Below are 14938 nucleotides of genomic sequence, written 5' to 3'. Positions count from 1 at the left end.
TATCAAGCACGCTGTTGAGTTCTCAAGAAACGGACACTTCCTTCACGACCCTCTCAGGCCGCTCCGGGCGTTTCCCTCTCGGTGTCCACTACCTTAGAGCGTCCCCCCGCCGATTTCAAAATCGGGGGTTTGGGAGAGCTCAGTTCGTGGTAGAAGATGCGCTCCCGTCGAGAGCGCTCGGGCAACGTTACGCGGTCGTGGCGGGTGCGTCAACTTGAATCCGGCAGGGCGAACTCCGCCCAGACCGCCTTGCCGCCCTCGGGCAGGCGGCGGGCTCCCCACTCCTCCGCGATGGTGGCGACCACCGCGATGCCGCGCCCCGCCTCGTCGGCCGGGGCGGCGCGTTGCCGGCGCGGCAGGTGCTCGTCCCCGTCCGTGACCTCGACGATGAGCCGACGGTCCGTGCGGCGCAGCCGCAGGCCCATGGGGGCGCGCCCGTGCTTGAGGGAGTTGGCCACGAGTTCGCTGGCGGCGAGGACGCCCAGTTCCCTGAGCTCCTCGGGGAAGCGCCAGCTGGCGAGGACGCCGTCGGCGAAGGCTCGGGCCCGCGGCGCGGCCTCGATGCCGCCGAGGAGGTCGAGCGCGGCACCGCGGAAGAGGTCGGCCTCCTCGCCGTGCCGCTCGGGGCAGGAGAGCACGAGGATCGCCACGTCGTCGTCGTGGTCGGCGGTGACGCCGAGGGCGCGCAGCAGCCGGTCGCAGAGGATCTGCGGGTCCGTCCCGGACGGGTGCCCGACCGTGTCGGCGGCGGTTCCCGCGGGGCCTGGCGCGCTCGTGGCGAGGGCGCGTTCGAGGGTCGCCAGGCCGTCGTCGATGTCGGCGTCCCGGCGTTCGACGAGGCCGTCCGTGCAGAGCACGGCGGTGGCGCCGGGGCCGAAGGGGACGGTGCCGGAGGCGTAGAGCCAGTCGCCGGTGCCCAGCGGGGGGCCGGTGGGCTCGGCGACGCGGTGCACGGTGCCGTCGGCCTCGCGGATGAAGATCGGCAGGTGGCCGGCGGAAGCGTAGGTGAGGCTCGCCTCGTTGGGGTCGTAGACCGCGTAGACGCAGGTGGCGATCTGGGTGGCGTCGATGTCGGCGGCCAGGCCGTCGAGGAGCTGGAGCACCTCGTGGGGTGGGAGGTCGAGCCGGGCGTAGGCGCGGACGGCGGTGCGGAGCTGGCCCATGACGGCGGCGGCGCGCACGCCGCGGCCCATGACGTCGCCGATGACGACGGCGGTGCGGCCGGCGCCGAGGGTGATCACGTCGTACCAGTCGCCGCCGACGGCCGCGTCGGTGCCGCCGGGGTGGTAGATGGCGCCGACGCGCAGGTCGTCGGGCTGTTCGAGCTGCTGGGGCAGGAGGCTGCGCTGGAGGGTGACGGCGGCCTCGCGCTGGTGACGCTCGCTCTCGCGCAGCCGCTCCGCGCTCACGACCTGGTCGGTGACGTCGGAGGCGAAGACGAGGACGCCACGGGTGGCGCGTCGGCGCCCGGGCTGCTCCTCGGGCGGCTCGGCCAGCTCGACCGGGGTGCAGGTGAAGGTGAAGAAGCTGTCGCGGGACTGGCCGGCGCGGCGGGGGACGCGGCGCGACTTCAGGGTGCGTGGGGTGCCGCTGCGGCGGACCTGGTCCATCAGCGGGAGCAGGCCGAGGTCGACGAGCTCGGCGAGGGAGTCGCGGGCCGGGGCGCCGGTCTCGCGCTCGCCGAAGACCGCGGCGTAGGCGTCGTTGACGTAGGCGACGAGGTGGTCGGCGCCGTGCACGACGGCGACGGGGGCGGGGACCTGGCCGAGGAGCTCGTGGACCGCGAGAGGGCTGACGCCGACGCCGTCCGAGCCTCCGCGGGCGGCGCGGCCACCGCGTCCCGCCTCGGGACCGGTTCTCTGCGACGGCTGTCGGGTGGCCTTGCTCCCCTGCTGCTCGGCGCGGGCTGCGGGCACGCTGCCGGTGTCCCCCGCCGCGGCGGCGGTGCGCCGCTGCGTACCGGGCAGCCGGATGCTCCAGCGCGTCAAGTTCACGGCGTTCCGATCTGGCTCGTCCTGGTCTGCTTCAGTTCTGGTGCGACTCTTCGTCGGATGGTGGCCCACCCATCGTCACATGGCGCGACGCTCGGCGGTGCCGTCGTTACGGTCAGCGCCCGCGGCGTGCTCGAACTCGGCACGTGGGTGTTCCAGTGAGCCGAGGGAGACGATCTCACGTTTGAACAGTCCCGCAAGGGTCCATTCGGCCGCCACGCGCGCCTTGCGGTTCAGGGTCGGTACGCGCCCGAGGTGGTAGGTGCGGTGGAGGAACCAGGCGGGGTAGCCCTTCAGCCTCCGGCCGTAGACCCTCGCGACGCCCTTGTGGAGGCCGAGGGAGGCGACGGAGCCGGCGTTGCGGTGACGGTACTCGGTGACGGGCCTGCCGCGTAGGGTCGCCTCGATGTTCCTGGCGATGTGCCGGCCCTGGCGCCAGGCGTGCTGCGCGTTGGGCGGGCAGAGCGGGGCGGGCTCGTCGGGGGAGGCGGGGGCGGCGGTGAGGTCGGGGACGGCCGCGGCGTCGCCGGCGGACCATATCCGCTCGTGGCCCTCGACGCGCAGGGTCGGGGTGCAGCGGACGCGGCCGCGCTCGTCGAGGGGGACGTTGAAGTCGGCGAGGGCGGGGTTCGCCTTGACGCCGGTCGTCCAGACGAGGGTGCGAGCGGGGTGGCGTGAGCCGTCGCTGAGGATGACGGTGCGGTCCTCGCAGGACTCCAGGCGGGTGCCGAGGCGGACGTCGATGTTGCGTCCGCGCAGCTCGCGTACCGCGTACCGGCCCATCTGCTCACCCACCTCGGGAAGGATCCTGTCGGTCGCCTCGACCAGGATCCACTTCTGTTCGTCCGGGCGGATGTTCGGGTAGTAACGGCAGGCGTAACGGGCCATGTCCTCCAGTTCGGCGAGGGCCTCGACGCCGGCGTAGCCGCCGCCGACGAAGACGAACGTGAGGGCGGCGGCGCGGACGGCGCTGTCGCGGGTGGAGGCGGCGATGTCGAGCTGCTCCAGCACGTGGTTGCGCAGGCCGATGGCCTCCTCGACGGTCTTGAAGCCGATGCCGTGCTCGGCCAGGCCCGGCACGGGCAGGGTGCGGGAGATCGAGCCGGGGGCGAGGACGAGGTGGTCGTAGGGCAGCTCCACCGGGTCGTCGCCGGTCTCCGCCGTCGCGCGGGTGCGCACGGTCACGGTGCGGGCCGCGGGGTCGACGGCGACGGCCTCGCCGGGGACCAGGCGGCAGCGGTCGAGGATGCGGCGGAGGGGGACGACGACGTGACGGGGGGAGATGTTGCCGGCGGCGGCCTCGGGGAGGAAGGGCTGGTAGGTCATGTAGGGGTCGGGGTTGACGACGGTGATCTCGGCGACGCCGCGGCGCAGCGCGCGCCGCAGGGTGCGTTGGAGGCGGTGTGCGGCGTAGAGGCCGACGTAGCCGCCGCCGACCACGAGAATGCGCGCGACGCGCCGCGTTCGCCTGGCTGTCTCGTCTCCGTTGGCTCCTGTCACCCGTCCATGAGGCACCCCGGGTCGGCCGTTTGTCCACAGCTCGTACGTGATGCTGCGCCGTTCGGGCTGCGCTCGGCAGCGGGCGCGTGTGCGTCGCGCTTCTCACACCTTGCGGCCTGAACTATGTTCGTACTCTCCACTTTCCAGAGGAGTGGCAGACGGGGCGTCTTATCAGGGGGGCGTCCGCGCTACTGGGGGATTCCGGGGGATTCGACATGCGGATAGAGGGGACCGAGGACCGCCGTTCGATGAATGGATCGACCACGTCGGGTGGGTCGAACGGTGGGAGGGCGTCGGGCGGCGTGGAGGGGCTCACGGCTCCTCGTGCCGAGGGTCGGGCCGTGGCGAGAACCGTGGGACGGCAGGGGCCGTTGCGCGTGGACGCGCAGCGGAACCTGCGGCTGGTGCTCAGCGCGGCGCGGGACGTCTTCGGCGAGCAGGGCTATGGGGCGCCGATGGAGGAGGTGGCGCGGCGGGCGCGGGTCGGCGTCGGCACCGTGTACCGGAAGTTTCCCAACAAGGAGGCGCTGGTCCGGTACATAGCGGAGGAGGAGACGCAGCGGCTGACGGACAGCGCCAGGGAGGCGCTCGTGGCGTTGGAGAAGGAGCCGTGGGCCGCGTTGGAGGGGTTCGTGCAGCGGTCGGCGGCGGCGGGGACGGGTCGGCTGCTGCCGCCGGAGCTGCTGGCGGCGAGTGCGGCGGCCGGGGGGTCGGCGGGCGTGGCCGCGTCGGCGGGCGCGGCGTCGGTGAACGTCGCGTCGGCGGGGGCGGAGTCGGTGGGCGGTGCGGCTGGCACCGGTGGGCCGGCCGTCGTGGACCGGGCGGACTGGGCGGGTCGTGGTGGCGGGGAGGGCGGGGTCGAGGCGGCCGACGTCGCCGGCGGTGCTGGCGAGGGGCGCGGGGCGCGGGTGCCGTCGCAGCGTGGGGCCGTGGACCACGGCACCCGCGAACTGCTGGCGGCCGTCGGCCAGTTAGTGGAACGCTCGCGCGCCGCGGGTGAGTTGCGGGCCGACGTGACGGTCGCCGACCTGATGTTGGTGATCGCGACGACGCCGCCACGGCTGGAGGACCCGGCGCGGCGCGCCGTGGCGGGGCGGCGGCTGCTGGAGCTCCTGCTCCAGGGGCTGCGGGCTCCCGGGCCTCGACCGGCGGCGGGGGACTAGCGGTCCCGGTCCCTGTTCCGACCCCGGTCCAGGTCTGTGAGGCCGCTGTAGGACGCTCCGGGCGGTTTACGGCCCGTACGGGCGTGTTCGTGGCGGCATGATCCCCCCGGAAGAGTGGTTCTCCCCTGCGGCGCCCCGGGCGTGACGCGTCGTTGTGGCAACCTGACTGCCGCTGACGGTTGTGTCAACAGCCACTCGCAAGGGGGACTCGTTCATGGGTGTTGGGGATCCGGTGGATCCGGAGGGAGGGGACGTTCCTCCCTCCGATCTCGAACTGCTGGACCGGATACGCGAGGGCGAGGCCGAGGCCTACGACGAGCTGTACCGGCGCCACGCCGCGGCCGTCCGCCGGTACGCGCGCAGCTGCTGCCGTGACGCGGACACCGCGGACGACCTGACGAACGAGGTCTTCGCCGCCACCCTCCAGGCCGTGCGCAGCGGCGCGGGCCCCCGTGCCGCGGTGCGGCCGTACCTGATGACCTCGGTGCGGCGGGTGGCGGCGGACTGGGCCAGGACGGCCCGACGCGAGCACCTCGTGGAGGACTTCGCGGACTTCGCCCTGGCCGTGGCCACCGCCGACCCCGTGAGCCGGCCCGACGTGCGGACGATGCGCGAGGCGGAGGCGAGCATGGCGGTGCAGGCCTTCCGCAGCCTGCCGGAGCGTTGGCAGGCGGTGCTGTGGCACACCATGGTGGAGGAGGCGCCGCTGCGCGAGGTGGCGCCGCTGCTGGGCCTGACGCCCAACGCCGCGGCGCAGTTGGCGCACCGGGCCAGGGAGGGCCTGCGGGAGGCGTACCTCGCGGCCCACGTCAACACGGCGGAGCCCAGGGGCTCCGAGTGTGAGCGGTACGCCAAGCACCTGGGGAGCTACGCCCGGGGGAAGCTGCGGGCGCGGCTGCTGCCGGGGATGCGGGGGCACCTGGCGGGGTGCGACGCGTGCACCAGGGCGGCGTTGGAGCTCCAGGACCTCAACGAGCAGATCAGGAGCCTGCTGCCGCTGGTGGTCCTGGGCTGGTTGGCGGCCGGCTGGTCGGTGAAGTGGGTGGCGTTCCTCTCGGGTGCGGGTGGCGCCGCCGGGGCCGGGGCCGCCGCGGCGGCCGGTGGCGCGGGCGCGGGCGCCGGGGCGGCGGCGGGGGCCGGCGGTGGTTCCGCCGCGGGGGGCGCGGGGGCCGGCGCCGCGGCCGAGGGCCTGAGCGCGCCGGCGAAGGTCGGCCTGGCGGCCGGGGTGGTGGCCTCAGCGGTCGCCGCCGCGCTGGCGCTGGCGCTGATGGGGGGCGAGCCGCCCGAGGAGGTGGCGCGCCCGCCGGCGGAGACGACGCGGCCGACGCCGTCGCCCGAGCCGTCCCGGACCACGTCCCAGCCGCCCGCCGCCACGCCGGAGGAGAGGCCCACGGGCGGGACCTCCCGGTCGCCCTCGCGCCCGACGCCCGAGGAGTCCGCCGAGCCGACGCCGGAGCCCTCGCGGCAGCCGACGCCGACGCCGACGCCGACGAGCCAGCAGCCCCGACCGCCGGCCACGTTGCCGCCGGCTCCCTACGAGGTGAGCGGCCTCCGGTTCGACGTGGCCGGCGGGGACGGCGACGAGCCGGTGATCGCGTTGAGCGAGAGCGGCCCGGTGCGGCAGCGCGACGGGCTGACGATCGGCGGCGAGCGCTACGACCACGGCATCACCGTGCAGGCGCCGTCGTCGGTCACCATCGAGCTGAATCGTCCCTGCCGGGCGTACCGCGCCTTCGCCGGCATCGACGACATGACCGAGGACATCGGGGCGGCGGTCTTCCGGATCTACGGCGACGGGCAGGAGCTGTGGCGCTCGTCGGTGGTCGAGGCCGGCGACCCGGCGGTGCCGGTGGAGGTTCCGCTGACGGGGTTCGACGCCCTCCAGCTCGTGGTGGAGCCCGACGAGGACACGCCGTTGAGCGAGATCACCCAGGGGAACTGGGCGGACTCGGAGATCGACTGCCGCTGAGCTGGACTCCCGTCAGGCCAGAGGGAGAGGCGGGGTCGGCGTCCGGGTCGGGGACGGCGTCCGGGTCGGTGTCGGCGTCGGCGTCGGGGTCACGGGCTGACGCCGCTGGTGACGGCGCGCGGATCGTGGTGCCCCTCGGCGGTCCAGCAGGAGCCGCGCCGCGTCAGCAGGCGGCGCAGCCAGACCTCGGTGGAGACGATGTCGGCGAGGCCGTCGAGCGGCAGCGGCTCGCCCTCGGCGGCGGAGCGCAGCGCCTTGCGGATGGTGCGGGCCTCGATGAGGCCGGCGTCGGCCAGCAGCGGGGCGTCGAAGAGGTCGACGAGGTCCCCGACGTGGGCGCGCAACCCGGCGCGGAGCGTCTCGGCGTGGGAGGCGGGGGTGGTGGCGCCCCAGCCGGGCGGCAGGTCGCGGACGCCGGCGCCGGTCAGGACGGCGCGGAGCACGTCGGCGCGGGCGCCGGGCTGGACCCGGAGGCTCTCGGGCAGGGCCTGGCAGGCGCGGACCACCTGGTTGTCGTAGAACGGGGCGTGCAGCCGCTGGTGACGGACCTCCACGGCCTGCTCGAAGACGCGGTGGTCGGCGGCGTGGCGGGCGAGCGCGGCGCGGGCGCGGCGCGCGCCGGGCCGGCCGCTGGCGGCGGAGGCCCTGGGTCTGGCGGCGACCGCCTCCAGCCGGATCGACACCTCGGCCAGGGCCTCGCCGGTGAGCCAGCGGGCCGCCGGTCCCGGTCTGCACCAGGCGAGGGCGGCGAGGGAGGCGCCGAGCGCGCTGCCGCCGGCGCCGTTGACCTCGTGGGGCTGGCGCAGCAGGTGGGCGGCGCCGGCGATGCCCTCGGTGTAGGAGGTGCGGGCCAGGCGGCGGGCGGCGCGGTAGACCGTGAAGGGGACGACGAAGGCGGGCCGGTTGGCGGTCTCGCCGCGGCTGGCGCGCGCCAGGGCGGTCACCGGCCGCAGCAGGTGGCGACGGCGGCGGTCGAGGAGGAGGTCGGCCAGGCGGGCGGGGTGGGCGTCGAGGACCTGGCGGGCGCCGTTGCCGATGAGGTGGTCGGCGCTGCCGGAGGCGAGGCGGTGCCGGTGGCGGGCGGTGGTCACCAGCGACGGACCCGGCTCGTCGGTCAGCGGTCCGGCGTCGAGGTCGGCGAAGGGCAGGGCCTCCTCGCCGGCGGGCACGACGAGGTGGTGCAGCCGCGGGTTCTCGGCGATGGCGCGGGCGCGCTCCATCTCGGCGGCGCGGAGCACGGCGGTCGGTCCGTTGGTGGCCGCGGCGGTGAGGTCGTTGAACGTGACGGCCAGCAGGCGCTCGCCCGCCAGGGTGGTGCCCGTGCCGTAGATGGTGCCCGGCATGCCGGGCAGGCCGGCGGCGAGGAGGGCGAGGGTGGCGGAGGCGCTGCCGCCCGAGAGGTCGGCGCCGACGCCGGGGGCCGGCTCGGGGGAGCGGGCGGCGCGGCGGTCGGCCGGGCCGAGCCCGGGCACAGGGCCCGGGTCGCGGGTGGGCGCGTGCCGGGGGGCAGCCAGGCGGGTGCGGACGGCCTCGACGAGGGCCTCGCGCACGCCCGCGATGGCCTCCTCGCGCTCGACGGGCGGCGCGGCGACGACGGTGGGGGTGGCGGGCTCGTAGTCCACGGTGACGGCCATGCCGCGACTGCCGCCCTCGCGGAGCGTGAGGGCGTGGCCGGGGGGCACGCGGTGGACGCCGCGGTACGGGGTGCCGGTGCCGGTGGCCTCGGGTGCCTCGGGGCAGGCCAGGAGGGCGGCGAGGTGTTCGACGTCGAGCTGGGCCTCGGTCAGGTCGGCGAGGGGCAGGGCGGCGGTGGCGTACGCCGTGCCGCCGGCCCAGCCGGCGTGGAAGACGGGGCGGGTGCCGGCGAGGTCGGTGGGGATGACGGTGCGGCGGCCGAAGCGGGCGACCGCCGTGTAGCTCCCGGGCCAGGTGGTGAGCTGTCGCAGGGCACCGGCGCGGGCGGAGACCAGGGAGCGGCGCAGCTGGGCGTCGTCGGCGCCGCAGTACCCGAAGACGGCCAGGTGGGTGTCGCCGTCGGCGTAGACCAGGCGGATCTCGTCGGGGCGCCAGTCCCCGACGGCCCACAGCGGGTCGGGGCCCTCCCAGAGCGGCATGGCGCCCAGGGGCTGGATGTCCCGCGCAGCGCTGGCGGAGGCGCCGCACCACCCGACCAACCACCGCATCGCTCCGCCTCCCCCTTGCCAGGACTCTGAGGACGCTCCCGGCGGGTCTCCGGGGAGCTTGTGAACGTCCGGCATCTCACCGTGCGTGCCGCACTCGTGCGCGCCCGGACGCCTTGTAGGACGCTGACAGCCACGTTGGTGTTGAGGCCATGCTGCCACGGGAGGGGCGGGAACGGTGCATGCCGCGGCGCGAGTTCACGGCGTGGCGAAGCGACCGTCGCCCGTGGGGCGCGGCCAACCAGTCGTCAACCGGACGTGAAGCGATCGCGATCGGCCGTTTTCTGGCAGGCACCGACCGGTATCGGGTCACGGGAAACCGGCGATTTTCGGCCAATGTTTGGCCGCTTGGAACGAGCGCACGGTGCGGAGTGGCGCCGCGTGGGGCGTTCCGGTCCGGGAGACGGCGGACGCCTCCCGGACCTGACCGCCGTCCGCGGGGAATGAGACGACGGCTTCCCCCGGCCCACGGATCCGTCAGGACCGCAGGCCGACCCACGCCTCTCCATCGAACGTCGGCCGCCGTCTCCTGCCCAGAGCGCACACCCGGGCGCACGGCCACATGCCGGGAGCACAGTCGCGCACGCAACCGGTACGGGGCAGCGCTCGCACGGGCGTACGGTCAAGAATTCGCCATCCGGGCTTCACCCCCTTAACGGTCAGGAGGCATCGAACTACGCTGGGTTGGCGGAGTTTTTACGGGAAGGCCCCGTGCTGGTCGCGGGGCCGCCGTTGGTGTGGAGTGGGTGCGCGCATGACCAGGGAGCCACGCGGGCCGAACGAGAAGCTCGGAGCGATTCTCGCCCTCGCCGGAATCAGCAACGCCGGACTCGCCCGCCGCGTCAATGACCTTGGCGCGCAACGGGGATTGACACTGAGATATGACAAGACCTCGGTCGCGCGCTGGGTGGCCAAGGGGATGGTGCCGCAGGGTTCCGCGCCCCATCTCATCGCCGCCGCCATCAGCAGCAAGCTGGGCCGGCCGGTCCCCCTCCACGAGATCGGGCTGGCCGACGCCGACCCCGCGCCCGAGGTGGGCCTCGCCTTCCCGCGCGACGTGCGGGCGGCCGTCGACGCCGCGACGGAGCTCTACCGCCTCGACGTTGCCCCCGGCAAGGGGATCTGGCACATGCTCGCCGGCTCGTTCGCGGTGTCGGCGTACGCCACGCCCATCTCCCGCTGGCTGATCAACCCGGCCGACGCCTCGGTCGCCCGGCCCGCGCCCGGCGGCACGGGCGCGGCCGGAGCGGCGGGGCAGCCGGGGACGGCGGGCGCCCTGGGGGCGGCCGGGCCGCGCGCCGGCGGCGCCGGCGCGGTGGCCGGCGTCGCGGGCCGGGTGGGCCACTCGGACGTGAACAAGCTCCGCGAGGCCGCCGCGGAGGCCCGCCGCTGGGACTCGAAGTACGGCGGCGGCGACTGGCGTTCCTCCATGGTCCCCGAGTGCCTGCGCACCGACGCCGCCCCCCTCCTCCAGGGGAGCTACAGCGACGAGGTCGGCCGCTCGCTCTTCGGGGCCACCGCGGAGCTGACGCGGCTCGCGGGCTGGATGGCGTTCGACACCGGCCAGCAGGAGGCCGCCCAGCGGTACTACATACAGGCGCTGCGGCTGGCCCGCGCCGCCGCCGACGTGCCCCTCGGCGGGTACGTGCTGGCGTCCATGTCGCTCCAGGCCACGTACCGCGGCTTCGGCGAGGAGGCCGTGGACCTCGCGCAGGCCGCGCTCACCGGGAACCGCTCCCTGGCCACGGCCAGGACGATGAGCTTCTTCCACCTCGTGGAGGCGCGCGCGCTCGCCAAGGCCAAGGACGCGGCCGGCTGCGGCACGGCGCTCTCCGCCGCCGAGAGCTGGCTGGAGCGCTCCCGCGACGGCGACGGCGACCCCGGCTGGCTCGACTTCTACACCTACGACCGTCTCGCGGCCGACGCCGCCGAGTGCTACATCGACCTGGAGGTCCCTGGGAAGGTCCGACGCTTCACCGAGCAGGCGCTGAGCGAGCCGACGGAGGAGTACGTCCGTTCGCACGGCCTGCGGCTGGTGGTGGCCGCCGTCGCCGAGCTGGAGTCGGGGAACCTCGACGCCGCCTGCGAGGTCGGCGCCCGCGCGCTCCAGGTCGCCGGCCGCATCTCCTCCGCCCGCACCACGGACTACGTCCGTGACCTCCTCCACCGTCTCCAGCCCTACGAGAACGAGCCCCTGGTCAGGGAGCTGCAGGAGCAGGCCCGCCTGATCCTCGCCGCTCCGGCATGATGTCGCACATGACAGCGGCACGGGACGACGGCGGGCGGCGGCCCGCCACGGAGCGGGCGCACGCCGTCGGACGGGCGCGTTCCTCCGGGCGGGCGCGTTCCTCCGGGCTGTCGCACGCCTCGGCGCGGGCCGTCGCGTACGACTGCGAGGTGGTCGTGGTCGGCGGCGGCCTCGTCGGTCTCGCCACGGCGCACGCGCTGCGCGCCGCGCGTCCCGGCGTCGAGGTCATGGTGCTGGAGAAGGAGCCCGCGCCCGCCCGGCACCAGTCCGGACGCAACAGCGGCGTCATCCACAGCGGTGTGTACTACCGCCCCGGCTCGCTCAAGGCGCGTTTCGCGGTGCGCGGCGCGGCCCGGATGGTGGCGTTCTGCGCCGAACACGGCATCCCGCACGCGGTCACGGGCAAGCTGATCGTCGCCACGGAGGAGCGCGAGCTGCCGCGGCTTCGGGAGCTCGCGCGCCGCGCCGGGAGGAACGGGGTGCCCGTCACCGAGCTCGGGCCCGACGGCATCGCGGAGTACGAGCCGCACGTGCGCGGCATCGCCGCGTTGCGCGTGGAGACCACGGGGCTCGCGGACTTCCCCGCCGTGGCGCGGCGGCTGGCGGCGTCGGCGGGCGAGGTGTGGTGCGGCGCGCGGGTGGTGGCGGTGCAGCAGCGGCCGGGGGTCGGGGTCGCGGTGAAGCTCGTGGAGCACGGCGCGGACGGAGCGGACGGAGCGGACGGCAAGGGCGACGGGAACGGGGCGGACGGCGGGCGCGGTCGGGTGCTGCGGGCCAGGATGCTGGTCAACGCCGCCGGCCTCCACGCCGACCGGGTCGCCCGGCTGGCGGGGGACGAGCCCGGCGTGCGGATCGTGCCCTTCCGCGGCGAGTTCCACCGGCTGCGGCCCGAGGCCGCCCCCCTCGTGCGCGGCCTGGTCTACCCCGTGCCCGACCCGGCCTTCCCGTTCCTCGGCGTCCACCTCACCGCCGGCCTCGACGGCGAGGTGCACCTCGGCCCCAACGCCGTGCTCGCCCTGGCCCGCGAGGGCTACGACTGGCGCACCGTCCGCCCCGCCGACGCGGCCGCCACCCTGGCCTACCCGGGCGTGTGGCGCATGGCCCGCCGCCACTGGCGGGCCGGCGCGCTGGAGCTGCGCCGTTCGCTCTCCCGCCGCGCCTTCGCCACCGCCGTGCGCCGCCTGCTGCCCGAGGCGGACGACGCCGACCTGCTGCCGGCGCCCGCCGGGGTCCGCGCCCAGGCCGTCCTGCCCGACGGCACCCTCGCCGACGACTTCCGCATCACCGAGGGCCCGCACGCGGTCCACGTGCTCAACGCACCCTCCCCCGCCGCGACCGCCTGCCTGCCGATCGGCGAGGAGATCGCCGCCCGCGTGCTGCGCCGCCTGGACAGCCCGGCGTGAACCTGGCGTGAGCCTGGCGGGAGGCGGGTCGGCTCGGGCCGGCCGGGTCCGCCTGAGCCGGTCGCCGTGAGCTGGGGCGTGCGGGCCCGGGACGTAGACTCGTAGGCACTGTGTCCGAGATCCACTCCCGCCCCGACGACGCCCGCCCGGCCGCCCAGGCCGTGGTGTCCGAGGCCGCCTCGCCGGACGGCGTCCCTCCCCGCACCGCCCCCGCCGCAGCGCCACCCCGCGAGGGCAGAACGCGCGGCTTCCAGCCCCGGCGCGGGCGGGTCACCCCCGGGCAGCGCCGGGCGTTGGACCGGCTCTGGTCGACGTGGGGCGTCGAGATCGGGGACGGCGCCGACGCGGCGCGCGGCCCGCTCGACCTCGGCGAGCTCTTCGACGGGCGGCCCGTCGTCCTGGAGATCGGCTTCGGCATGGGCGAGGCCACGGCCGAGATGGCGGCGGCCGACCCCCACACCGGCGTCCTCGCCAACGACCTGCACACCCCCGGCCTGGGCAACCTGCTGCGCCTCGCCGACGAGCGGGGCCTGGACAACGTGCGCGTGGCGCGCGGCGACGCCTTCGTGCTGCTGCACCGGCTGCTCGTCCCCGGCTCGCTCGCCGGGGTCCGGGTCTTCTTCCCCGATCCCTGGCCGAAGAAGCGGCACCACAAGCGGCGCCTGGTCCAGTCCGACTTCGCCGAGCTCGTCGCCTCCCGCCTCGCGCCGGGCGCGGTGCTCCACTGCGCGACGGACTGGGAGCCGTACGCGGAGCAGATGCTCCAGGTGCTCGGCGACTGCCCGCTGCTGGCCAACGAGGCGCCCGACGGCGGGTACGTGCCGCGCCCCGGGGACCGGCCGTTGACCCGCTTCGAGCGGGCCGGGCTGGCCAAGGGGCACGTCGTGCGTGACCTGCGTTTTCGCCGCGTGTAGCACCCGCGGGACACGATCGCGGGTCGCGGACGGGGCCTTCGGCGGTCGGCGTCGGCCTGACGGCCGTCGTCAGCGTTGGAAGGCGCGCAGCCTCAGCCGGTCGGAGCCGGTCTGGCTGACGACGTACAGCTGGTGCTCGTCGTAGGCCAGCATGACGTGGTCGCCGGTGCGGTCCGGGTCGAGGGGCAGCTCGCCGGCCGGGTGCTGGGTGCCGTCGGCGGGGTCCAGCCACAGCAGCCGCATCCGGTCGCCGTCCACGTGGCCCAGCAGCGTCATGCCGTTGCTGTCCTCGCCGTGGACGCGGGTGCCGGACGGCAGGCTCGTGGTCCACCGCGGCTGGCCGTCGGCCAGGCCGTACGCGGTCAGCGTGGGCGAGGACAGCAGCAGCACGTCGTCCACGACGGTGACGGCGCCCGGCGTGGCGGTGAGCCCGCCGGCCGGGAGGCGCCACAGCTCCTCCCCCGTCTCGGCGTGCGCCACGATCTCGTGCCCCGCGCCCCCGCCGCCCCGCAGCACCAGCACCGGGTCGCCCGCCAGCAGGCCCGTCAACGGCGTCGCCTCGGCTCCCTCGGCCGACCGGGTCCACAGCAGCTCGCCGCTGTCCGCCGCGTAGGCGCTCACCGCCCGCCGGTCGGGCCCGCAGGCGTGGCTCGCGAGGATCCGCCCGTCGGCGTGGCGCAGCGCGTCCGTCTCCCAGACCCCGCTCGGGCACTCCCCCGCCTCGGCGGGCGGCGGCTCGGGCGGCGGGAGCGCGTCGCCGGTGTCGAGGGCGAAGCGGTGGAAGGCGCCGACCGCGCCGCTGGCGCCGTCGAGGCTCACGTTCACGGTCTCCTCCCCGACGCCGAGCACGGGCGACGCCGCGCCCGTCGCCGGCTCGTCGAGCGTCGCCCACCACCGCAGCCCGCCCCCGGAGGCCCGGGTGTCGACGACGCCGAGCACCGTGCAGGCTCCCGACGCCCCGCCCTCGTAGAGCACGGCTCCGACGCCCGCCACGTTGGTGCCGCGGCTCGCCGCGCAGGGCGCGCCGGCGTCGGGCGGGGCGGCGGCCTGCCACAGCGTCCGGCCGTCGACCGTGTCGAACGCGACGACGCCGCGCGTCGTGACGCGGACGAGCGTCTCGTCGTGGACCCACAACCCGAGCGGACTGGCGTCGACCTCCGGTGTCCGCCACACCTCCGCCAGCCTGGACGGCTCGCTGGGCGGCGCGGCGCTCGTCTCGGCCGTGCCGCCGACGATGTCCCGGCTCAGCACGACCACGCTCACCGTCAGCACCGCCAGCAGCAGCACGCCGACCGTGGCGAGGAGCCCTATCCGTCCCTCGGCGTCCCCGCCGGTGGGGCCTCCGGTGTGACCTCCCGTGTGGCCTCCCGGGCCCCCACCCGACTCCCCGTGCCGTTCCCCACCCGCCGCGCCGCGCTGTTCCCCGTCGTACCCCGTGCCCCGGTCCGTGGCCCGGTCGCTGCTCTGGTCCGTCTGAACGGCCATCGCATGTCCCCCAAGTCCCCCTGCGTCCTTCTGACATGCCTCACGTGCGACGTCGCACGCGACGGCCCGACAGAAGCGACGTCCA

At 75.7% G+C, this 14938-nt stretch carries 9 protein-coding genes; 5 read left to right on the top strand and 4 right to left on the bottom strand.

Going from position 1 to position 14938, the window contains the following annotated elements; genetic code table 11:
- Window positions 1-209: 209 nt before the first annotated feature.
- Window positions 210-1994 (bottom strand): ATP-binding SpoIIE family protein phosphatase, encoded by a 1785-nt coding sequence (locus ACTWP5_RS22485; protein ID WP_443222869.1) that lies wholly within the window; start codon window positions 1992-1994, stop codon window positions 210-212.
- 75 nt (window positions 1995-2069) lie between these two features.
- Complete coding sequence (locus ACTWP5_RS22480; protein WP_443222868.1) at window positions 2070-3491, bottom strand: NAD(P)/FAD-dependent oxidoreductase; 1422 nt, start codon at window positions 3489-3491, stop codon at window positions 2070-2072.
- 248 nt (window positions 3492-3739) lie between these two features.
- Between ACTWP5_RS22480 and ACTWP5_RS22475 the strand changes: the two genes are divergently transcribed.
- Both ACTWP5_RS22475 and ACTWP5_RS22470 read left to right on the top strand, forming a co-directional pair.
- Entirely contained in the window at window positions 3740-4654 is a 915-nt protein-coding gene (locus ACTWP5_RS22475; RefSeq protein ID WP_443222867.1) for a TetR/AcrR family transcriptional regulator, read from the top strand.
- Between the two features lie 214 nt (window positions 4655-4868).
- Window positions 4869-6623 carry a sigma-70 family RNA polymerase sigma factor gene (locus ACTWP5_RS22470; RefSeq protein ID WP_443222866.1) on the top strand — a complete coding sequence of 585 codons (1755 nt, stop codon included), beginning with the start codon at window positions 4869-4871 and terminating at the stop codon, window positions 6621-6623.
- An 89-nt stretch (window positions 6624-6712) separates the two neighbouring features.
- Here the strand turns inward: ACTWP5_RS22470 and ACTWP5_RS22465 are convergent, their stop codons facing one another.
- A complete protein-coding gene (locus tag ACTWP5_RS22465) occupies window positions 6713-8806 on the bottom strand; it encodes an asparagine synthase-related protein (RefSeq protein WP_443222865.1) in 2094 nt (697 codons plus the stop codon).
- Window positions 8807-9557: 751 nt separating this feature from the next.
- Here ACTWP5_RS22465 and ACTWP5_RS22460 point away from each other — a divergent pair.
- The 3 genes from ACTWP5_RS22460 to trmB all read left to right on the top strand — a co-directional run bounded on the left by ACTWP5_RS22460 (window position 9558) and on the right by trmB (window position 13368).
- Complete coding sequence (locus ACTWP5_RS22460; RefSeq protein ID WP_443222864.1) at window positions 9558-11051, top strand: MFS transporter; 1494 nt, start codon at window positions 9558-9560, stop codon at window positions 11049-11051.
- A gap of 8 nt (window positions 11052-11059) precedes the next feature.
- Window positions 11060-12454: an FAD-dependent oxidoreductase gene (locus ACTWP5_RS22455; RefSeq protein ID WP_443222863.1), complete on the top strand. Its 1395-nt coding sequence runs from the start codon at window positions 11060-11062 to the stop codon at window positions 12452-12454.
- Between the two features lie 110 nt (window positions 12455-12564).
- Window positions 12565-13368 carry a tRNA (guanosine(46)-N7)-methyltransferase TrmB gene (gene trmB, locus ACTWP5_RS22450; protein ID WP_443222862.1) on the top strand — a complete coding sequence of 268 codons (804 nt, stop codon included), beginning with the start codon at window positions 12565-12567 and terminating at the stop codon, window positions 13366-13368.
- Window positions 13369-13437: 69 nt separating this feature from the next.
- Here trmB and ACTWP5_RS22445 read toward each other — a convergent pair whose 3' ends face one another.
- A complete protein-coding gene (locus tag ACTWP5_RS22445) occupies window positions 13438-14853 on the bottom strand; it encodes an outer membrane protein assembly factor BamB family protein (RefSeq protein WP_443222861.1) in 1416 nt (471 codons plus the stop codon).
- Window positions 14854-14938 lie beyond the last annotated feature (85 nt).

Origin of the sequence: Streptomyces sp. 4N509B (assembly GCF_052245655.1) — a bacterium.
Lineage (GTDB): Bacteria > Actinomycetota > Actinomycetes > Streptomycetales > Streptomycetaceae > Streptomyces.
This window is presented reverse-complemented; position numbering and strand designations above follow the sequence as displayed.

Excerpts from the sequence above, each read along its gene's own strand:
- ACTWP5_RS22460 (WP_443222864.1), top strand. The coding sequence starts at position 9,558 with ATGACCAGGGAGCCACGCGGGCCGAACGAGAAGCTCGGAGCGATTCTC.
- ACTWP5_RS22455 (WP_443222863.1), top strand. The coding sequence starts at position 11,060 with ATGACAGCGGCACGGGACGACGGCGGGCGGCGGCCCGCCACGGAGCGG.
- ACTWP5_RS22465 (WP_443222865.1), bottom strand. The coding sequence starts at position 8,806 with ATGCGGTGGTTGGTCGGGTGGTGCGGCGCCTCCGCCAGCGCTGCGCGG.
- ACTWP5_RS22470 (WP_443222866.1), top strand. The coding sequence starts at position 4,869 with ATGGGTGTTGGGGATCCGGTGGATCCGGAGGGAGGGGACGTTCCTCCC.
- ACTWP5_RS22445 (WP_443222861.1), bottom strand. The coding sequence starts at position 14,853 with ATGGCCGTTCAGACGGACCAGAGCAGCGACCGGGCCACGGACCGGGGC.
- ACTWP5_RS22475 (WP_443222867.1), top strand. The coding sequence starts at position 3,740 with ATGAATGGATCGACCACGTCGGGTGGGTCGAACGGTGGGAGGGCGTCG.